16 protein-coding genes and 1 CRISPR repeat array are annotated in these 19,582 nt (G+C 51.8%); all 16 genes read left to right on the top strand.

Annotation, left to right across the window (positions count from 1 at the left end; translation table 11 throughout):
• Nucleotides 1–146 precede the first annotated feature (146 nt).
• The 16 genes from EGT51_RS11610 to EGT51_RS11535 all read left to right on the top strand — a co-directional run bounded on the left by EGT51_RS11610 (nucleotide 147) and on the right by EGT51_RS11535 (nucleotide 19,110).
• Complete coding sequence (locus tag EGT51_RS11610; protein WP_135368869.1) at nucleotides 147–1,082, top strand: alpha/beta hydrolase; 936 nt, start codon at nucleotides 147–149, stop codon at nucleotides 1,080–1,082.
• 141 nt (nucleotides 1,083–1,223) lie between these two features.
• A CRISPR array of direct repeats spans nucleotides 1,224–1,556; the repeat unit is 28 nt; unit sequence GTATTCCCCACAGGTGTGGGAGTGATCC.
• A 421-nt stretch (nucleotides 1,557–1,977) separates the two neighbouring features.
• The gene (gene cas3 / locus EGT51_RS11605; RefSeq protein ID WP_135368868.1) at nucleotides 1,978–4,743 is read left to right on the top strand and encodes a CRISPR-associated helicase Cas3'; all 2,766 of its coding nucleotides are present in this window, start codon (nucleotides 1,978–1,980) and stop codon (nucleotides 4,741–4,743) included.
• Nucleotides 4,736–6,451 (top strand): type I-E CRISPR-associated protein Cse1/CasA, encoded by a 1,716-nt coding sequence (locus EGT51_RS11600; RefSeq protein WP_135368867.1) that lies wholly within the window; start codon nucleotides 4,736–4,738, stop codon nucleotides 6,449–6,451. Before cas3 ends, EGT51_RS11600 begins: the two co-directional genes overlap by 8 nt.
• Nucleotides 6,452–6,459: 8 nt before the next feature.
• The gene (gene casB, locus EGT51_RS11595; protein WP_135368866.1) at nucleotides 6,460–7,071 is read left to right on the top strand and encodes a type I-E CRISPR-associated protein Cse2/CasB; all 612 of its coding nucleotides are present in this window, start codon (nucleotides 6,460–6,462) and stop codon (nucleotides 7,069–7,071) included.
• The gene (gene cas7e / locus EGT51_RS11590) at nucleotides 7,064–8,137 is read left to right on the top strand and encodes a type I-E CRISPR-associated protein Cas7/Cse4/CasC (protein ID WP_135368865.1); all 1,074 of its coding nucleotides are present in this window, start codon (nucleotides 7,064–7,066) and stop codon (nucleotides 8,135–8,137) included. Before casB ends, cas7e begins: the two co-directional genes overlap by 8 nt.
• On the top strand, nucleotides 8,118–8,828 hold the full coding sequence (gene cas5e / locus EGT51_RS11585) for a type I-E CRISPR-associated protein Cas5/CasD (protein WP_135368864.1): 711 nt from the start codon (nucleotides 8,118–8,120) through the stop codon (nucleotides 8,826–8,828). Before cas7e ends, cas5e begins: the two co-directional genes overlap by 20 nt.
• A gap of 2 nt (nucleotides 8,829–8,830) precedes the next feature.
• Nucleotides 8,831–9,502 (top strand): type I-E CRISPR-associated protein Cas6/Cse3/CasE, encoded by a 672-nt coding sequence (gene cas6e, locus EGT51_RS11580; RefSeq protein WP_135368863.1) that lies wholly within the window; start codon nucleotides 8,831–8,833, stop codon nucleotides 9,500–9,502.
• A gap of 2 nt (nucleotides 9,503–9,504) precedes the next feature.
• Nucleotides 9,505–10,461: a type I-E CRISPR-associated endonuclease Cas1e gene (cas1e, locus tag EGT51_RS11575; protein ID WP_135368862.1), complete on the top strand. Its 957-nt coding sequence runs from the start codon at nucleotides 9,505–9,507 to the stop codon at nucleotides 10,459–10,461.
• Entirely contained in the window at nucleotides 10,458–11,345 is an 888-nt protein-coding gene (gene cas2e, locus EGT51_RS11570; RefSeq protein ID WP_135368861.1) for a type I-E CRISPR-associated endoribonuclease Cas2e, read from the top strand. The genes cas1e and cas2e overlap by 4 nt, the downstream gene beginning before the upstream one ends.
• Nucleotides 11,346–12,020: 675 nt before the next feature.
• Nucleotides 12,021–12,947 (top strand): metal ABC transporter solute-binding protein, Zn/Mn family, encoded by a 927-nt coding sequence (locus EGT51_RS11565; protein ID WP_135368860.1) that lies wholly within the window; start codon nucleotides 12,021–12,023, stop codon nucleotides 12,945–12,947.
• A complete protein-coding gene (locus EGT51_RS11560) occupies nucleotides 12,940–13,641 on the top strand; it encodes a metal ABC transporter ATP-binding protein (protein WP_135368859.1) in 702 nt (233 codons plus the stop codon). Before EGT51_RS11565 ends, EGT51_RS11560 begins: the two co-directional genes overlap by 8 nt.
• Nucleotides 13,634–14,431, top strand: a complete 798-nt coding sequence (locus tag EGT51_RS11555; protein ID WP_135368858.1) for a metal ABC transporter permease — start codon at nucleotides 13,634–13,636, stop codon at nucleotides 14,429–14,431. The genes EGT51_RS11560 and EGT51_RS11555 overlap by 8 nt, the downstream gene beginning before the upstream one ends.
• Before the next feature lie 938 nt (nucleotides 14,432–15,369).
• Nucleotides 15,370–16,206 (top strand): pur operon repressor, encoded by an 837-nt coding sequence (gene purR / locus EGT51_RS11550; RefSeq protein WP_135368857.1) that lies wholly within the window; start codon nucleotides 15,370–15,372, stop codon nucleotides 16,204–16,206.
• A gap of 16 nt (nucleotides 16,207–16,222) precedes the next feature.
• Nucleotides 16,223–17,602 carry a bifunctional UDP-N-acetylglucosamine diphosphorylase/glucosamine-1-phosphate N-acetyltransferase GlmU gene (gene glmU / locus EGT51_RS11545; RefSeq protein ID WP_135368856.1) on the top strand — a complete coding sequence of 460 codons (1,380 nt, stop codon included), beginning with the start codon at nucleotides 16,223–16,225 and terminating at the stop codon, nucleotides 17,600–17,602.
• An 83-nt stretch (nucleotides 17,603–17,685) separates the two neighbouring features.
• Nucleotides 17,686–18,666 (top strand): ribose-phosphate diphosphokinase, encoded by a 981-nt coding sequence (locus tag EGT51_RS11540; RefSeq protein ID WP_125576272.1) that lies wholly within the window; start codon nucleotides 17,686–17,688, stop codon nucleotides 18,664–18,666.
• Nucleotides 18,667–18,756: 90 nt separating this feature from the next.
• A complete protein-coding gene (locus EGT51_RS11535; RefSeq protein WP_135368855.1) occupies nucleotides 18,757–19,110 on the top strand; it encodes a DUF3899 domain-containing protein in 354 nt (117 codons plus the stop codon).
• Nucleotides 19,111–19,582: the final 472 nt, after the last annotated feature.

The following is a 19,582-nucleotide window of genomic DNA, read 5'->3' as shown; positions in this document are numbered from 1 at the left end:
GTGACACAAACGAGCCTGGGAGGTTTGTCCCGGGCTCAGTGACTAGCCCCAATGCGTGCAGAATTTTCTAAGTGAATTAGTGGCAACCATCGCCGAATTTCGGTACAGTGGAGGTAGCTAAAAAAACAGAAATGGGGTCGTTACTGATGAAGACTTGGCAAAAGGTAGTCGGCGGCGTGGCAGCGCTATCTGCCGTGGGTGCCGTGAGTGTCTTGGGCGCCGCGGCGGGACTGTATTTATCCGCCACGCGGTCATACGCCCGGAGTCGCCGGCAGTCTAAGGAGCGGGCGATTCGTGAAAATACGGCGGCGGACAACGCCTGGTACTTGCGCCACCACCCGGTTGAGTGGACCCAGATCAGTCAAGACGGCCTGTGCTTGCGGGCCAGCTGGTTGGCGGCTGAACAGCCCACGGACAAGGTTGCCATTTTGGCGCACGGCCTGGGTCACGCCCGCGAGCAAATGATTCCCTGGGCACGTGTGTTTCACGACTGGGGGTACGCGGTCTTGATGCCCGACGCCCGAGCGCACGGCGAGAGTGATGGTCATACGATTGGCTACGGCTGGACTGACCGGCACGATTACCAGCAATGGGTCAACCAGGTCGTGGCCAAAAACGGCGACCAGAGTCAAATTGTCATGTTAGGCATCTCCATGGGCGCCGCTACGGTCATGGCCACGGCTGGCGAAAAGTTGCCGGCCAACGTTAAGGCCATCATCGCCGACTCGGGCTACGCGTCCGTTTTGGGCGAGGCCCGCTTCCGGATGCGTCACGAATTTCACGTGCCCACCCAACCGACGCTGGCAATTGCCGATCAGTACTCACGACTGGGCGACTACCGTTTGGCAGACGGCGACATCGCCAATCAGCTCCGCAAGAGCCACATCCCGCTATTACTGATTCAGGGCGCCAATGACGAGACGGTGCCCGTCGAAAACCTGGACCTCTTGTACCAAGCCTCCGCGGGTCCCAAGCAAAAGTATCGCGACCCAGTAGCGGCACACATCGCCACGCGCGAGGAGGACCCGGACCGCTATGACCGATTGGTGGCTGATTTCTTGGCGCCTTATGTGCGGGGGTAGATTATGATATAGGTTTAATCTACTTTCTAGTAGTCTTGGGATCCTTACTGAGGATGTTTTGTTAGGGCATCAAAGAAGTAAGTTAAAGGAAAAATGGCTTTTGGGAAAAATAGAATCCCGGTGTGACGGCGTTTCTTTAGTGTATTCCCCACAGGTGTGGGAGTGATCCACAATGCCACAACTAAGGCAGCGGACTATTCAGGTATTCCCCACAGGTGTGGGAGTGATCCTAACTGCCCCCATATCGTCAGACTTAACGCCCGGTGTTCCCCACAGGTGTGGGGGTGATCCTCCTGTTTCTGCCATTTTTAAGCCACTTCTTTCGTGTTCCCCACATGTGTGGGGGTGATCCCATTGGTGCCTTGGAAATTAATATTTCGTGTCCGTATTCCCCACAGGTGTGGGGGTGATCCTGAACTTGTAGTTTCGGTGCAAAACGAAATCAAGTGTTCCCCACATGTGTGGGGGTGATCCTGTTTGACTCAAGAAACCTCGAGTGCTATCCTAGTGTTCTCCAGAGGTGTGGGGGTGACTCTTCAGTGTAAAGTTATTTCCACAGATAGCTCTCACGGGGATGTGGGTCATAGGTGAAGGCGCCAGTATTCCCCATAAATGTGGGGGTGATCCTATAACTTATGTTATAAAGGGCCCATGATAAATGTGTTCCCCACAAGTGTGGGGTGTTTTCATAATTGTTTAGTAATATAACATATGTTATAATGATGTAGACATAAAATTAATTCTACATTTAAATAGTGATTCTATAAGGATTATTTTTGATGTTGATGGTATTGACGTGAGCCTCATTGACTTGTATCTTAGAAATATTAACAGGTCAGTTAGCGCTTTCAGGTGCTGATTAGAACCGTAATTAGGGGAAGGGTAGGCAAAGAAAATGGCAGTGGAAATATCAAAGCGTGCAGCAGCATTATGGGCCAAGAAGCGGTCCGAAGATGGTCAGCAAGCCTGGTTACCATTAATTGTGCATTTACTGGACACACAAAATGTTGCTAATTATTTGTTTAATCAGTGGTTAAGTCCAGGCCAGCGGCGATTGTTACAGGGAACGTTATCAGCGACGGAGAGTCAACGTCTGGTTAAACTAGTGGGCTTTTTTCATGATTTTGGAAAAATTTCAGCCGCCTTTCAAGCCAAGGAATCCTATAATCGGGACGAGTCACTAGACGAATACTTACGAGCAAAGTTAACTCAGGTGGGGTTTGTTGATTTTGATTCGTTATATCTACGCCTATCCTCTACGAAAGAATCGCCGCATGCGCTGGCTGGGGAGGCAATTTTGGAAGGCTTGGGCGTTCCTGATTCGATAGGCGCTATCATTGGTGGGCACCATGGTAAACCAGCTGACTATCCCCCAGATGATCAAATTGGTAATTACACAGCCAACTATTACCTAGACGATATTCGCCCGGAAATTCAGCAACCCTGGCGAGACGTTCAACAGGAGCTCTTCGAATACGGCTTGAAGTCAGCCGGCTACCAAACGGTTAAAGATATTCCCAACATAACCCAGCCACAGGCCGTTATCCTAGAAGGGCTCCTCATTATGGCAGACTGGCTGGCGTCCAGTGAACACTTGGATGATGACCAACAGACGCCACTATTTCCTTTGATTCCGTTGGATTGTGCCTGGCCAAAGGAGGGAATCAAGACACGTTTTCAAAAAGCGATGACAGCCTGGGATGCCGTTGGCGAGTGGTATCCCCAACAAGTCGCTCTCACGGATTCGGACCCCGACCCCTATCAGGAGCGCTGGGGATTTAAGCCCCGCCCCGTCCAGAAGGCGATGACGCAGGCAATTGGTGCGACGCTAGACCCGGGAATGGTGATTATCGAAGCACCGATGGGAATTGGGAAAACTGAGACTGCTTTGCTGGCGGTTGAACAATTGGCGAATATTACCGGGCGAGATGGCCTTTTCATGGGGTTACCAACACAGGCAACGACGGATGCCATGTTTGATCGCGTAGACGATTGGTTAGCATTTCTGGCTAGACAGCAAGCCGAGAATTTGCCAATTCGCTTGATGCACGGAAAATCTCAGTTTAACCAGACGTATCGAGCGTTGCCCAACGCAACCAATATTTATGACGATGATGGCACAGGCCAGGTCGTGGTTAATGGCTGGTTCTCCGGGAAAAAGTCCATTTTGACAAAATTCACGGTGGGAACGATTGATAATCTCCTACTGTTGGGTCTGAAGCAAAAGCACCTCTTCCTCCGCCATTTGGGCTTCAGCGGTAAGGTCGTGGTGATTGATGAAGTTCACGCGTATGATTCGTACATGAATCAATATCTGTATAAGGCGCTGAGGTGGCTAGGTGTCTACCATGTGCCCATTGTCATTTTGTCCGCGACGCTGCCGAAGGCCAAACGAAATCAACTACTGGACGCTTACTTAAAGGGCAAATATGGCCGGCACTATGAGCTAGATGCACCAAAAGATTGGGAAGACACGCAGGCCTATCCACTGCTGAGCCTGTTGGACGGTCATCACCTGAAACAGGTGACCACTTTTCCTGGTCAGAGTGATCAGCAGCCGACGAAGTTACAGGTGCAGCGTCTGAACGTGGCTGATGAAGAACTCGTTGCCCACGTCGTGAATCAGCTGGCCGGCGGTGGCGTTGCCGGTGTTATCGTTAATACGGTCAAACGCGCCCAGACGTTGGCCGAAAAGATGCCAGCAGAGATACCAACGATGATTTTGCATTCGGCCTTTCTGGCAACTGATCGAACGGCACAGGCTAATCGACTACAAGCGGCGATTGGTAAGCACGGTCAGCGACCAGATAAGTTGGTCGTTATTGGCACTCAGGTGTTGGAGCAATCTTTGGACATTGACTTCGATGTGCTATACACGGATATTGCGCCCATGGATTTAATTCTTCAACGTGCTGGGCGGCTGCATCGACACCAAATCGCCCGCCCGCAAATGCTGGAGGTTCCGCAAGTCTTTGTGATGGGAATCGCTGGGCCGGGCGACTATGGGGAGGCCAACGAAGCCATTTATAGCAAGTATTTACTCATGAAGACGGATCATTTCTTGCAGGATACGATTGCCCTGCCAGACGATATTTCACCGCTGGTCCAGGCAGTCTATGATCCAGCAACGGATGATGATGTACCGGATATTGCCGACGCAAAAGATGAGTTCGAGAATCACTTGAAGGCTGAGAAAAGAAAAGCCCGCGTTTATCAGATTGCCAATCCTAAAACGACGGCCGATGCCACGATCCACGGTTGGCTGGAACGCAATCTGGGCGACGTCACCCAAAATGAGCAAAAGGCCGCCGCGGCCGTGCGGGACATCAAGGAAACGCTGGAGGTCATCCTAGTACAGCATACGGACGCAGGTGACTTCCTGTTGGACGGACAACGGTTAAGCGAGGCCCCTTCACAGAAAATTGCTCAGCAGGTGATTCGCCTGCCGATTGCGGTGACGCCGAACATTGACGAGGCCATTAAACGTCTAGAGACTTTGACCGGTCACTACTTTTCTGGCTGGCAAAGCGATGTTTGGCTCAGAGGTGCCTTGGCGCTGCCACTGGATGAAAATCTGGCGATCAGTTTTGCCGGTTGGCAACTGACGTATTCCGCAAAGGTCGGCTTAAAATATGTAAAGGAAGGTGATATTGGTGGATAGTCAAAAATTTAACTTAGCAACTGATCCGTGGATCAAGGTGGTGACGGTTGAGTCCAATCAAGAAAAGATGGTTTCTCTGATTGACTTGTTCAAAAACGCGGCTGATTATCGGCAACTGGCCGGTGATATGCACAGTCAAGACTTTGCTTTGTTACGGCTACTCTTAGCCATTCTAACAACGGTTTATTCGCGCGTGGATGCGAACAATACTCAATATGAATGGTTGGATGGGGATGTAGCGTCACCTGAGACGTTAGACCTCGATCTGGATACATTTGATGACGAAGAGGGTAAAGAGACTCTGTTTGCGACTTGGGGGCAGCTTTACCAAGCGGGTCATTTCTCATCTGCGGTGACGGCTTACTTAACGACTCACAGGGCGGATTTCGAATTTTTGGGTGATCATCCCTTTTATCAGGCGGCGACTGCGGATTACGATGCGTTGGTGCCAGCGAATAGAAAAGTGGCTACTGGTAAGGGTGAAGTGCTAGTCCAACAGATGAATCGGCGGATTTCGGAAAGTGCCAATACGCCGGATACGTTTGCGCCTAAGTCTGGGGAAGCCAAGAACACAGTGTCTTTGGATGAACTGGCGCGCTGGGTGGTCACCTATCAAAACTTTACGGGGGTCACGGATAAAACCAAGGTGGTCACGAAGGAAAAATTCTCTAACGCCAAGGGCTGGGTTTATGGCATTAATCCGGTGTTTGCGAAGGGGAAAACACTGTTCGAGACGTTGATGTTGAACTTGATTTTAGTAGATGTACGTCAGGAAGACGCGGATTATGCGTTGCAAAAGCCCGTTTGGGAAGTGCCATCGATTCGTGACTACGTTGAGCAGCGTAAGGCCCAAATTCTACCCGATAATTTGGCGGAACTCTATACCGCGTGGTCACGGCTGTTGCATATTGACTGGCGCGAAAATGGGCGGCCCACGATCCTCAGTGCGGGAATCCCGATGTTTGCGTACGAGGGGGCTTTGATTGAGCCGATGACGACTTGGAGACTTGATAAAAAGACTAGTGCTTACCGACCGGTAGGGAAGAGTCTGCGTTCTCTGGGAACCGCAATGTGGCGCAACTTTGGGCAGTACGTCAATGTTCACAGAGCAGATGACATGCATGAGCCGGGAATCGTTATTTGGTTGAGAACGCTCCAGCGAAAGCACCTGATTGCAAAGGATGCACCGTTATTCTTGAATTCAGTAGCCTTGGTGAGTGATGGCAATGCCACTTCCCAATCACCCGCGGCAGAAGTGGTGGATGATTTGGAAATGCAAGCCGACGTTCTATTCGATGAGGAGTTGACAGAGCGGTGGCCGGTGCGAATCGAAGAAGCCATTGAGACCACGCAGACGATTGGCAAGGACTACTACCATTTCGCTGTGAATTTGGGAAAAATTCGCAATTTAGATACCCGGACGTTTGCCAGTGGCATGAGTGCCAAATTTTATGAACGCTTGAATGGTCCTTTCAAGGCCTGGCTAAGTGGATTGAGTGGCCAAGATGACCGGGATGCCCAAATCAATCGCTGGAAGGCCCAATTGGAAAAGATTGTGGTAATGGCTGTCGATGATGAAATGCGCGCCAGCTCGCCACGAGATGCTAAGGGAATCAATGATGGTGACTACGGTCCCTTGAATATTTTTACCGCAAAGAATCGCCTGATGTATCAGGTCCGGCGTGATCTTGATTTGAAGAAGGAGTGATGAAAGTTATGCCAAGTGAGGTTAGAAAAGCGACCAGTCAAATTATTAATACGCTCTACCGGGATGGTAATCCGGATAAGGCCATTCTAGCGAGTCTCAGAAATGCCCCAACGATTACCAGTCACCGAGCCGAAGCCGTTTGGCCAGTCATCATGGCCCATCTGGACGAAAGCCAGTTGAGTCACGCCAAGGATGGGGCGCCTACCGCAGCGGAGACGGCCGTTTACACGGCAACGCGGTTTTACGCGCTGCACCAGCAAGGCAATCAGGACGCATTTGTTTATGCGTCAGCAGTGGGAAAAGACGCCGTGGGTGAAACATTCTTTGGTGTCTTAGGCAGGTTACGTGGAGATGAGGACTTACGGGTCGCCATGGATCGGCGGGTACAGCCGTTGCTAGCGACGACCAGTGTTTCAGGCATCATTAATAGTCTGACTCACCTAGTCAGCATCTTAAAAGCGCACCAGGGTGCACAACAGATTGACTATGCGTTGCTGGCACAAGATTTAGATAACTTACAAGGCAGTTATGAGCAAGCCAGCCGCGTCCGGTTACGTTGGGGACAACAGTATTACTCAGTTCAAGCAGCCAAATCAAAAGGAGAGAACACTAATGACTAATCTATATGTTGACTTAAGCGTCTTACAAACGGTACCTTCATCAAACATCAACCGGGATGACACTGGCGCCCCGAAAACCGCATTATACGGTGGTGTGACACGTGCCCGGGTATCTTCGCAAAGCTGGAAAAAGGCCGTTCGTGATGTCTTTAAACAAGATCACGTTTCTGCCGGGAAGCGGACGAAGCAGGCAGCCAATCTGCTGGCGACTGAACTGAAAAACTTGGACGCAACTTTGGATGATGAGACGGTGCAGGCAAAAGTCGCAGAGGTCTTTAAATTGGCCGGCATCAAAGTAGACAAAAAGAAGGACAATGAAACGGGCGCCCTGCTCTTAGTCAGTCGTGGTCAGATTGCCAAGTTGGCCCAGTACGCAATCGACAATGAGGAACTGGATAAGAAGGAAATCAAGAAGGTCCTGAAAGGTGATCAATCCTTGGACCTGGCGCTATTCGGCCGAATGGTAGCAGACAACCCTGAATTAAACGTAGATGCGTCGGCACAAGTGGCACACGCCATTTCCACCCATGAAGTGGTTCCCGAATACGATTACTTTACGGCGCTGGATGATGAACAACCAGAGGATAATGCCGGAGCGGCAATGCTGGGTACAATTGATTTCAATTCCGCGACCCTTTACCGGTATGCCAATGTGAACCTGAATGAGCTGGCGCACAATCTGAATGTGACGGACGCCATTAAGGGAACGGCTGACTTTATCAAGGACTTCTTGCTGTCGATGCCGACTGGTAAGCAGAATACCTTTGCCAATAAAACGCTGCCTAGCTACGTGATGGTGACGATTCGGCAGGACACGCCAGTCAACTTAGTGTCGGCATTTGAAAATCCGGTCGTTTCCCACAGCGGTTACGTTGCGCCGTCAGTGACGAGACTGGAAGGCGAATACCAGCGAACACAAGCATACGTTGACGAACCAGTCGCGAACTTTGTCTTGGGTAAAGCGGACTCACAAATTGGGACGACTGTGGCCAAATTATCTGATCTTCTGGACCAAGTCACGGCCAAGTTATCAGAGGTGATGCAGGATGAAGACACTAACGATTAAGTTAACGGCACCATTGCAGTCCTATGGGAATGAAGCCAGTTTTGCCCGGCGGACGACCAACGATTATCCCACTAAGAGTGCGGTGGTGGGGATGGTAGCAGCGGCTTTGGGCTATCGCCGCAATGACCAACGTATCCTGACGCTGAATCAGTTAAGCTTTGCGGTGCGAATCGATCAGGTCGGGCGCCAATTGACGGATTTTCAAACTGTCGAATGGAAAAAGGATACGCGAAAGATCACCTATCGCGATTATCTTCAAGATGCCGTCTTTGTGGTGGCCTTGGGTCATGAAGATGACGCGGTAATTGATAACATCAAGTTTGCACTTAAACATCCGCGGTTCCAATTGTTTTTGGGAAGACGGTCCAATGCGCCGGCAGGGGTGCTGGAGATGCAAGAGTTTGCTGACCAGGCACCAGTCGCCGTGTTACAAGACCTGAAGTGGCAAGCGGCTTCTTGGTATCAACGAAGACAGCAGGAAAGTAGTTTGGAAATCATTGCCGACGCCGGTCTGCTGGCTGATAAGTCGAGTGCGTTGGTTAAGGACCGGGTCATTTCCTTTAATCAGCGGGATCGACAACACGGCTTTCGGGCCATTGCCAGGACAACGGTTCCATTGAATCAATTAGACGCGCAGAGCAGTGACCTGGACACCCAGCACGATCCATTTACTGCGCTCGGAGAGGAGTAAGCATGTACCTATCAAGAGTAGAAATCGACAGTAACAACCGTGCGAAGACTCGAGATTTGACGCACCTGGGCGCCTATCACAATTGGGTCGAACAAAGCTTCCCAGCTGAAATTGCTGTCCATGAACGGTTACGACATTTGTGGCGGATCGACCAGCTAGGCGGGCGGCGGTATTTACTCGTTTTGAGTGAAGAAAAGCCCGATGTGGAGAAGCTCGCCACGTACGGTGTACAGGGAACGGTCATGACAAAAGCGTATGACCACTTGCTAGACCAGTTGCATGAAGGCCAACTGTTGCAGTTTCGATTGACGGCCAATCCGACGCACACGATTACGGTGCCGGGGAGGAAACAAGGTCGCGTCGTTCCCCACATCACCGTTGAACAACAAAGACAGTGGTTGATTGATCGTGCAGAAAGAGCTGGCTTTAGTCTGATTCAAAATGTCGCGGCGGAAAATTCGGATGGTGCGCCGACTTGGTCATTTGACATCGTTGGTCGGGAGTGGCCAACGCTTCATCGGCGAGCTGGCCGAGGAGTCCGCCTGAGTCGAGTGACCTTTGAAGGGCTCTTGCGCATTAATGATGTTGCGGCCTTCAAGGAAACACTCACCCAAGGACTTGGTCGCGAAAAAGCATACGGGATGGGCTTAATGACGGTAATTCCGGAGGCGTAATCATGGTAAAAAAGCAGGTGGGGGCTAAGAAGCCGGAACGCTATGAATTGGGACGCGTGCGGGATCGAATCACCTTTTTGTATTTAGAACATGCCAAATTAAACCGGCAGGACAGTGCAATTCAGGTTTTGGATGAGCGCGGCATCGTGAACGTTCCGGCAGCGATGTTGAGTGTACTGATGCTGGGACCGGGTGTGGATGTGACCCACCGGGCGATGGAACTGATCGGCGAGTCGGGACTGGGTGTTGTCTGGGTTGGTGAATATGGCGTGCGGCAGTACGCGTATGGCCGTCCCCTCAACCATGCTTCAACGCTACTAGTCGCCCAGGCTAGGTTGGTGTCGAACCAGCGATCACGCGTGAAAGTTGCGCGGGCAATGTATCAGATGCGCTTTCCGGACGAAGATGTTTCTCAGCTAACGATGCAACAGCTGCGGGGAAAGGAAGGCGCTCGTGTGCGCCAAGTGTACCTCGACCAGTCTGAAAGAACCGGGGTTGCCTGGTCACGACGCGAGTACAATCCGGATAACTTCGAAGCGGGTACGCCAATTAATAAGGCGCTAACTGCGGCACATCAGGCGCTTTATGGCTTGAGCTATAGCGTGATTTCGGCTTTGGGTGCCTCAGCGGGGTTGGGCTTTGTCCATACCGGTCATGACCTTTCATTCGTCTATGATTTTGCAGACCTCTATAAGGCAGAATTTTCGATACCAGTCGCGTTCGGCGTGACTAAGGAATACGGCGATGATGCGGATATCGGCGCAAAGGTGCGCCTGGCCATGCGCGATGTTTTTGTCCAAAGTAAGTTGGTGGTCCGGATGGTGAAGGATTTGAAGAGTCTCTTGGGGATTTCAGAAGATGACGCGGAAGTTGATATGGTCAGCCTGTGGGACGACCGACTGGGACTGCAGAAGTTTGGCGTGCAGTATCATGAGCTTCAGGAAGTGGAACGCCGATGATTGTGGTGACGTTAACCAAAGTTCCGAAATCGTTAAAAGGTGATCTAACCAAGTGGTATCAAGAAATCCAAACGGGGGTTTACGTCGGCAATGTGAGCGCCCGGGTACGAGATGCCTTGTGGGATCGCATTATGGAAAATATCGGTCGAGGCGAGGCCACCATGGTCTATAATGCTCAGAATGAATTGGGGTATCAATTCAGGACGACGCGTCAAGACCGACAAGTTGTTGACTTCGATGGTATTCCGCTGATGATGCACCTGAAGGAAGCAACAGGTGGTGTGAAGCATGGCTTTAGTGATGCCGCCAAATTCCATCGTGCCAAGGTGATGATGCGCAACGCTGGTGGAAAGTCGCACCCATCGACGAAAAAGCTCACGGCAGTCAGTCTTGATATTGAGACTACTGGGTTGGATGCGGTCAAGGATGCGATTCTTTCGATTGGTGCTGTCAAACGAGGGCCAGATGGGCAAATGGTACAGTCGTATCAATTGATTAAAGGGGCTCAAGAGATTCCGGCTGGTATAACGGCATTGACGGGAATTACCAGTGAGCAGCTGAATGAGAAAGGGGTTAGTCTGACGGATGGATTGCGAACTTTGCAAGCATTTGTCGGAGACATGCCCGTTGTCGGCTATAACCTGCGCTTTGACGAGGGCTTTTTGCGGGCCGCTTTTAAACAAGTTGGGCAGCCCAGCCTGTCAAATCGATTTATTGATTTGATGCCATTGGTCAAGAAGTCAAACAAATTTCTGGATAACTATCGGCTGGAAACTGTTCTAGCTGATTATGGCATTGAAAATACCAGTCCGCACCATGCCTTGTCAGATGCTCAAGCAACTTTTAGCCTGGCGAGCAAGTTAAAGGAAAAACAGCTTTTTTGAAAAATAGAATCCCGGTGTGACGGCGTTTCCTTAGTGTGTTCCCCACATGTGTGGGGGTGATCCCCAGCGTGACGCCGTCGCGTTTGCGAAGCTACAGTGTTCCCCACATGTGTGGGGGTGATCCTGAAGTGCAAACGGGTACCATCAACAAAGTGTTCCCCACATGTGTGGGGGTAATCCTAGCGCCATTGTCATGAGTATGGTGGACAAGCAGGATAAGAGGCTTGGCTTTTTTGCGAATTAATAAGTTTTGATTGACTTTCAGTGATCTATACTGTAAAATCAGTCCTAATCCGTTGAATTGCTACAGTTGACGCGTCCAGAGAGGCCGCACTGAGCACGGAACCCAACGACGGATCTTGAGAGTCCATTTTAAACGCAAAGATTTACCTTTTAATCGCTTCCAGCGAGGAGCAAAATAATCTTGTTAACCTAAAATTCGACCGACAGGGCACTGGAGATTTTTCCAGTGCCTTTTTTTATGGCTCTGTCGGTGGGGTGTTAATGCTCTGGACGCATCTCCCCAGCATTTCTTTTACATTTGTGCAAAGATTCCCCCGTCAAGCGCGAAAGTTTGTTGACAAGTTTTCATTTTCTGGTAAACTACTAAACGGTAATCATTACTGTTTACATATTAAAGACGCAAAGAATAGTTGTAAAAAATTTTGAATGGGGATGACGGACTTGCAAAGACAAAATTGGTGGCGGCAAACGCGCTGGTTGGCGGTGGTTGCCGCATTCGTCGCGCTTTTGACGCTGGCTGGCTGCCAACCTGCGGCGCAACCGCAGCAGTCTGGCAAGATCAACGTGGTCGCCACACTGGGTTTCTATGGTGAAGCGGCACAGGCGATTTTAGAAAATCGCGGTAACGTACAAACGATTATCAACAGTCCCAGCATTGATGCCGAGAGTTATGAGCCGGACGTGAAGACCGCTAAGTTAGTCGCCAAGGCCAACGTGGTGGTGGAAAACGGGCTGGGCTACGATAGCTGGATGGACCGCGTCGTCGCGGCCAATGAAGGCTCTGGCACCAAGACGTTGACGATTGGCAAGCTGATGGGCAAGACCACCGGGGACAATCCGCATTTGTGGTCGGACCCCACCGTGATGACCCAGGTCACGCGGCGACTGGTGCAGCAGTTTAGCCGCATCGAACCGCGGCACGCCGCTGAGTTTAAACGCCGGGGCGCGGCCTACGAGCAGCAATTGGCGGTTCTGGCCCAAACGGCGCGACAGATCAAGCGCCACGCCAACGGTCAGAAGGTCGCGGTGAGTGAACCGGTCTTTGACCTGGCACTCACGGCGATGGGTTATCGCATCAGCGACGGGCATTTTGCCCAATCCATTGAAGAGGACAGCGACCCGACGCCGGCCGATATTACTCAGCTGCAGAAACAGATCAAGCACCACGAAATCGCCTTTTTCGTGGAAAACACACAGAACTCCAGCAAAAACGTCACCGCCATGGTCAATCTGGCGCGCCAATACCACGTGCCGGTGGTCAAGGTGACCGAGACCATGCCGACGCATCAAACGTACCGGGCCTGGATGCTTGCACAGTATCGCCAGGTCCAGCGGATTCAGGAGGATAGCCATGAGTGAACCAGCAATTTTAAAACTTGAAAATTTGGGCGTGACCTTTCCCAATCACCCGGTTTTTGCCGACCTCAATCTGACGATTCGTCAGGGCGAGTTTTGGAGCATTGTCGGGAAAAATGGGGTGGGGAAGACCACGCTGATGCGTGCTATCTTGCATCAGTTGCGACCGACCACGGGTAAGGTGACCTATTTGCCCAACGCCAATAGCGTCAAGATTGGCTACGTGCCGCAATTTCGCAACATCGACAGCGACTACCCGTTGACCATCAAGGACTTTGTCGGCTTGAACTTGACCGGCTGGAAATGGCCGTGGTTATCGCGCAAGGAGCACGCGGAAATCGACCACATTTTAGCAGAAACCGGCCTGACCAAGTTGGCGAAACGGCCGATTGGCCAGGCTTCCGGTGGGGAGCGCCAGAAGGCTTACTTGGCCCAGGCGTTAGTGGAATCGCCCAATCTCTTGATTTTAGACGAGTCGACGGCCAGCTTGGACCCGGTCACCAAGACAGAGTTGCTCGATTTGGTCATCGAATTGAACCAGCGGCTGCATTTGACGGTGCTTTTCGTGACCCACGATATCCCGATGGCCCGCAAGTACAGTTCGCAATATCTGATGTTAACGCCGGACGGGGTCGAACAGGGCCCCATCAGCGGGTTGACCCAAGCCAAGGTCTGGGAGGGCGAGAAGAATGTTTAGTTATGAATTTATGCGCAACGCCTTCGCGGCCGGCACCATCATCGCCATCATCTGTGGCATCATGGGCGTCTTCGTGATTGCCCGCAACATGTCCTTTTTAACGCACACGTTATCCGAAATCGGCTTCTCCGGGGCGGCCTTTGGCGTTTTTGCCGGCTGGGCCCCGTTGAATGGGATGCTGCTGTTTACGGTCATCAGCTCGGTCATCGTCGGCCAGCTGAGTGCGCGCAGTGAACGCCGGGAAGCGGCCACCAGTGCCATTTCCGCGCTGTTCATCGGGCTGGGTATCTTGTTCTTGTCGTTGGCCAACAAAAATGCCAGCTACGCCACCAGCATCCTGTTCGGGAGCGTCATCGGCATTAGTGCCAGCGACGTTCGGCAAATGTTGTGGTTGTCCGTGCTGGTCTTGCTGGTCGTGTTCGTGATCTATCGGTTCTTGAAATTCGACTCGTTTGACCACACCGGTGCGCGGGTCAAGGGACTGTGGACCAACACACTGTCCATCACGTTTTTGGTCCTGGTAGCTCTAAGCGTGAGCGTCGCAGCACAAATCGTGGGGTCACTGTTGATCTTCATCCTGTTGACCCTGCCAGCAGCGACGGCCAAATACTTCGCCCACACGGTCGGCGGCATGATGACGCTGGCGGTTGGCCTCGCCCTGATCGGCGTCTGGGCTGGGTTAACGTTAAGCTACGTCACCAACTACCCGGTCTCCTTCTTCATCGCGGCCATCGAAGCGGTCTTTTACTTCCTGGCCTTGGGCTGGCAAAAGCTCCAGACGGCGGAGTAGGGTGAAACCAGCTGCCTGCGTCAGGCAGAGGTTCCGCCTGCTATGGGGGACACCTCCAGCCTGGGAAACGGGCTTCCGGTTCGCTTGAAAGCCTCGCTAAACCCGCGAGTCTCTCAAGTCGCCCCACGCTGTAGGCTGAGACAAAACCTCAGCCAACACCGTCGACACAGCTGGCTCCACCCCTGCCTGCCTCCGGCGAGATAGTGACCGTTCTCCCAAACGGTCCGTCGTTTTGAAACCAAGAATGCGCCTCAATCGTAGCCGCGTGGTCACCGCACTGGCCAACAATTTTAATCACTCGAATGAACAGGTCGATTTCCTCAATTTATGAGGAAGCGGCCTGTTTTTAAATGCTTTAACTAACTGGTTGAAAGTAACATTAGCTCGTTGCCCCTCAGAACTTTAATGTTAGTTGGGAGCTAGTCGTTAAGTGAGCTGCCGTCTACGATTAAGTGGGGCGTCGCCTGGTGCCCACCACCGTAGCCGAGAGTTGTACCCAATATGAGCTCAGCCGTGGGAGTTGCCTTAGCGGCGCGATTCATGCCGCTTAGACAACTGGCGTCTTTGAGACGTGGGCTTCGGCTCAAAGCGAGTTTCGAGACCGCTTCTCAGGCTCGGAGCGTCCGCCCACAGCGAACCTGCTCATATTGGGTGCGACGGTAGGCGGCCAGTACGTCACACGTTGCCAGTAACAACCGGTGAAGCCAAAGCGTGAAGTCCGCAAAGTGAGCGCGAGTGTTGTATCCTAGGGACTGGGGCGAACGACCTGGGATAGACCAATCGCCAACAAATTCGTCAAAAACCCGGGAATTTGGCCCGTAATTTCTTAAGTTTAAACAAGTTTTGGGAATTCTCACGAAAATGTAACGAAAAACCCGAACATTTATGCTAAAATTGGGCTTACAATTAACTCTAAAGAAATCGTTGAGGTGAAGAAGTTGAAAGTCAGAAGAAGTGACCGGTTGGTTGATATGACCCGGTATTTATTGGAACGGCCGCATCAATTGGTTTCATTAACCTTTTTTGCGGCGCGTTATGAATCAGCAAAGTCTTCGATCAGTGAAGACCTGACGATTCTAAAACGCACCTTCCAGACGCGGGGCACGGGTCTGTTAGAGACGGTCCCTGGCGCTGCTGGTGGTGCGCGGTTCATCCCCTACATTTTGCGCGAAGAAGCGGAACAATTTGTGGATGATATGATCACCGAACTGTCCGAAGCCGACCGGTATTTGCCCGGTGGCTACGTATACATGTCCGATATCTTGGGGCGGCCCTCAGCTTTGCGGCAAATTGGGCGGATCTTAGCCACGCAGTACTTAAATCAAAACGTGGATGTCGTGGTGACGGTGGCCACCAAGGGAATTCCGTTGGCGCAAAGTGTGGCCAACTACCTCGGTGTGCCGTTTGTCATTGTGCGGCATGATTCGCAGATTACGGAAGGCTCGACCGTCAGCGTCAACTACGTGTCCGGCTCGACCAAACGTATCGAACGCATGGCGCTATCCAAACGAAGCGTCAAACCCAATTCCCGGGTTTTGATCGTCGACGATTACATGAAGGGCGGCGGGACCGTGGGTGGTCTGCGTTCTTTAGTCGATGAATTCGATTCCCAATTGGCGGGGGTTGCGGTGTTTGCCGAAGGTGATTTTGCCGGCCAACGGACCGTTAGTAAGTACACGTCACTGTTGAAGATTCAGACCGCTGATGAACAGATTCGCGTGTCACCGGGGAACTATTTGACCCAGATCTTTGGCGACGATTCTCAATTAAAATAGCTAGGAGACAGTTAGCATGACGACTAGAAATACCATTATCCTCGCTGCCGGTAAGGGCACCCGGATGAAATCAAAGCTCTACAAAGTGTTGCATCAAGTCTGTGGCAAGGCCATGGTCGACCACGTGTTGACCCAAGTTGAACAGACGCATATGGACAAGATCGTGACGGTCGTGGGTTATGGCGCCGATGACGTCGAAGCCACGCTGGGTGACCGGACGCAATACGCCCTGCAAGCCAAGCAATTGGGGACCGGCCATGCCGTGCTCCAAACGGAACCGATGTTGAAAGACGAAGCGGGGACCACGCTGATCGTCAGCGGCGACACGCCGTTGTTCCGCGCGGAAACGTTTGAAGACCTCTTCGCCTACCACGAAGCCAAGCACGCGGCGGCCACCATTTTGACCTCGATTGCGCCGGATCCTACCGGCTACGGCCGCATCGTCCGCAACAATATTGGAATCGTGGAAAAAATCGTGGAACAAAAGGATGCCAGCTCCGAAGAACAAGAGATTCATGAAATCAACACCGGGGTGTACGTGTTCGACAACCAAAAGTTGTTCAAGGCCCTTCACGAAACGTCCAATGACAACGCGCAGGGGGAATATTACCTGACCGACGTCATCGAAATCTTGAAGCACCAAGGCGACATCGTGGCGGCTTACCAAATGGCCGACTTCGACGAATCCATGGGTGTCAACGACCGCGTGGCCTTGTCCGCGGCGACTAAGATCATGCGTAACCGCATCAACGAACAACACATGCGTGACGGTGTGACCTTGATCGACCCAGCCACGACCTACATCGATGCCGGCGTCAAGATCGGTGCCGACACCATCATCGAACCGGGCGTGCTGTTAAAGGGCGACACGGTCATCGGTGAGGACTGCTACATCGGGGCGCATTCCGAATTGCGCAATGCTAAGTTAGCCGACCACGTGACCGTGACGTCTTCACTTCTAGAAGACTCCGACATGGCAAGCGGCTCTAACATCGGCCCTAACAGCCACTTGCGGCCAGAATCACACATTGGGCCGAAAGTGCACCTGGGTAACTTTGTCGAGGTCAAGAAGGCCACAATCGGTGAGGGCACCAAGGTGGGTCATTTGACTTACGTCGGCAACGCCAAGCTGGGCAAGCACATCAACGTGGGGTGTGGGGTCGTCTTCGTCAATTACGACGGCAAGCACAAGCACGAGACCACGGTGGGTGACGATGCCTTTATCGGTTCGAACTCTAACTTAGTGGCCCCACTCGAAGTGGCCGACCACAGCTTTATCGCGGCGGGCTCGACGATCACTGATGGCGTGGCGCAATACGACATGGCCATTGCCCGGGCACGGCAGACCAACAAGCCCAATTATTATCAGAAACTGCCATATCGTGGCGAAGATTAAGGTGAAGGCCTTGTGTTTCCTAGCGCGATAGCATAAAATTGTTGTAGGAAATTCAGACAGACTATACGCTATTGGAGGAAATTATGGCTACGCAATATTTTGACCCTAAATTAAAGATTTTTGCGTTGAACTCCAACAAACCGTTGGCAGAAAAGATTGCTAACGAAGTTGGTGTCGAATTAGGGAAAACTTCGGTGGACCGGTTCAGTGACGGCGAAATTCGGATTAACATCGAACAAAGTGTGCGGGGCAGCCACGTCTACGTGATTCAATCGACGTCGGCCCCGGTCAACGACAATTTGATGGAACTGCTGATCATGATTGATGCGTTACGACGGGCCAGTGCGGCCACCATCAACGTGGTCATTCCGTACTACGGCTACGCACGCCAAGATCGTAAGGCGCGTTCCCGCGAACCAATTACGGCCAAGTTAGTTGCCAACATGCTCCAAACCGCTGGCGTGACCCGGGTTCTAGCTTTAGACCTGCACGCGGCACAGATTCAAGGATTCTTTGACGTGCCAGTCGACCACTTGATGGGCGCCCCGCTGTTAGCGGACTACTTCATCAACAGTGGCTTGGCAGAAGATGCCGTTGTCGTTTCACCGGACCACGGTGGGGTGACGCGGGCACGGGCTCTAGCCGAATTCTTGAAGGCCCCGATTGCCATCATCGACAAGCGGCGGCCTAAGGCCAATGTGGCGGAAATCATGAACATCATCGGGGATGTCAAGGGCAAGCGGTGCATCATGATCGATGACATGATCGATACGGCCGGCACGATTACTTTGGGTTCCCAAGCCTTAATGGACGCGGGTGCCAAGGAAGTTTACGCTAGTTGTACCCACCCCGTCTTGTCCGGCCCCGCCATTGAACGGATCAAGAATTCACCGATTAAGAAATTAGTCGTGACGGATTCCATTCAATTGACGGCCGACAAGCAAATCGACAAGATCGAACAAATTTCTGTCGGTCCCCTGATTGGGCAAGCCATCAAGCGGATCAACGAAAACCGGCCAGTCAGCCCATTGTTCAAGAACCGTTTCCGGAGTCATGAACAATAAAACAAATAGACTTTAAAAAGAGTCTGGGGGCAAGTTGTCCTCGGCTCTTTTTTTTAAAGGCCTGCAGATTAAAGCAAGGGATTGAAGCAAATGAAAAACTGGAAACGCGCAGCGACAGGTACCGTAGCGGCGGGCCTGCTGGTTGCATTAGTGATGAAAATAGTCGGTCAGTCATTTATGACGATTGGCAACTTGTTGTTCATGGTGGGGCTGGCGCTGATCGTGTTTGGCGCCATTTGCGTCCTGTTGAAGGGCCACCTGTTCACGGGTTGGCGGCATTTGTGGCACCGCAAGGACAAGGTCGACCCGTTGCCCGGTGAAAAGGTCCCGGTCAAGCACGTGGCTAGCGTGAAGAATTCACCAATCGTGGTGAACACCTTTGCGCGCTTCGGTTTGGTCAGCGGGATTTGCTACATCATTTTAGGCGTGGTGTTCACGATTTAAGATGGCTAGTGATTCTGGCTTGTCAAAACGTAACTGGGTTTCTGACAACTGGGATTGCTGAGACCAGTGCCTCCGGCGAGGTGTAGGTGTCAGTACACTGTATTAGTCGGCAGTTCAGTTGCTAACAAGAGCCAAGATGATGGCTATCGGTAAATGGTCGCCCGGAAGTTTTCGCTATGAAGTTGCAAGCTATCTGGCTTCCATCATTTGGGTTTTAGTACAAAACATAACTTTGAGGCTACGTAGCTGAAACGTGCGCCAAAAGGCAGCCGGTTCCGCTTAAACCTGATAACCAAACAATCCAAGCCCGGGATTATTCGGTTATCATCCTTAATGCTCGCCGGCTAATCGCCTTTTATATGAAAACTCCATCGAAAAAAGCGTATACTAAAACTGGCCTAAGTAGGTCTTAAAAAAATTATTTAATTATTTTTAGCTAACGTACACTTGTGGCCGCAAGTGTATGTTTTTT

This window comes from Levilactobacillus suantsaiihabitans (assembly GCF_004745505.1).
In the GTDB taxonomy this organism is placed as follows: Bacteria; Bacillota; Bacilli; order Lactobacillales; family Lactobacillaceae; genus Levilactobacillus; species Levilactobacillus suantsaiihabitans.
This window is presented reverse-complemented; position numbering and strand designations above follow the sequence as displayed.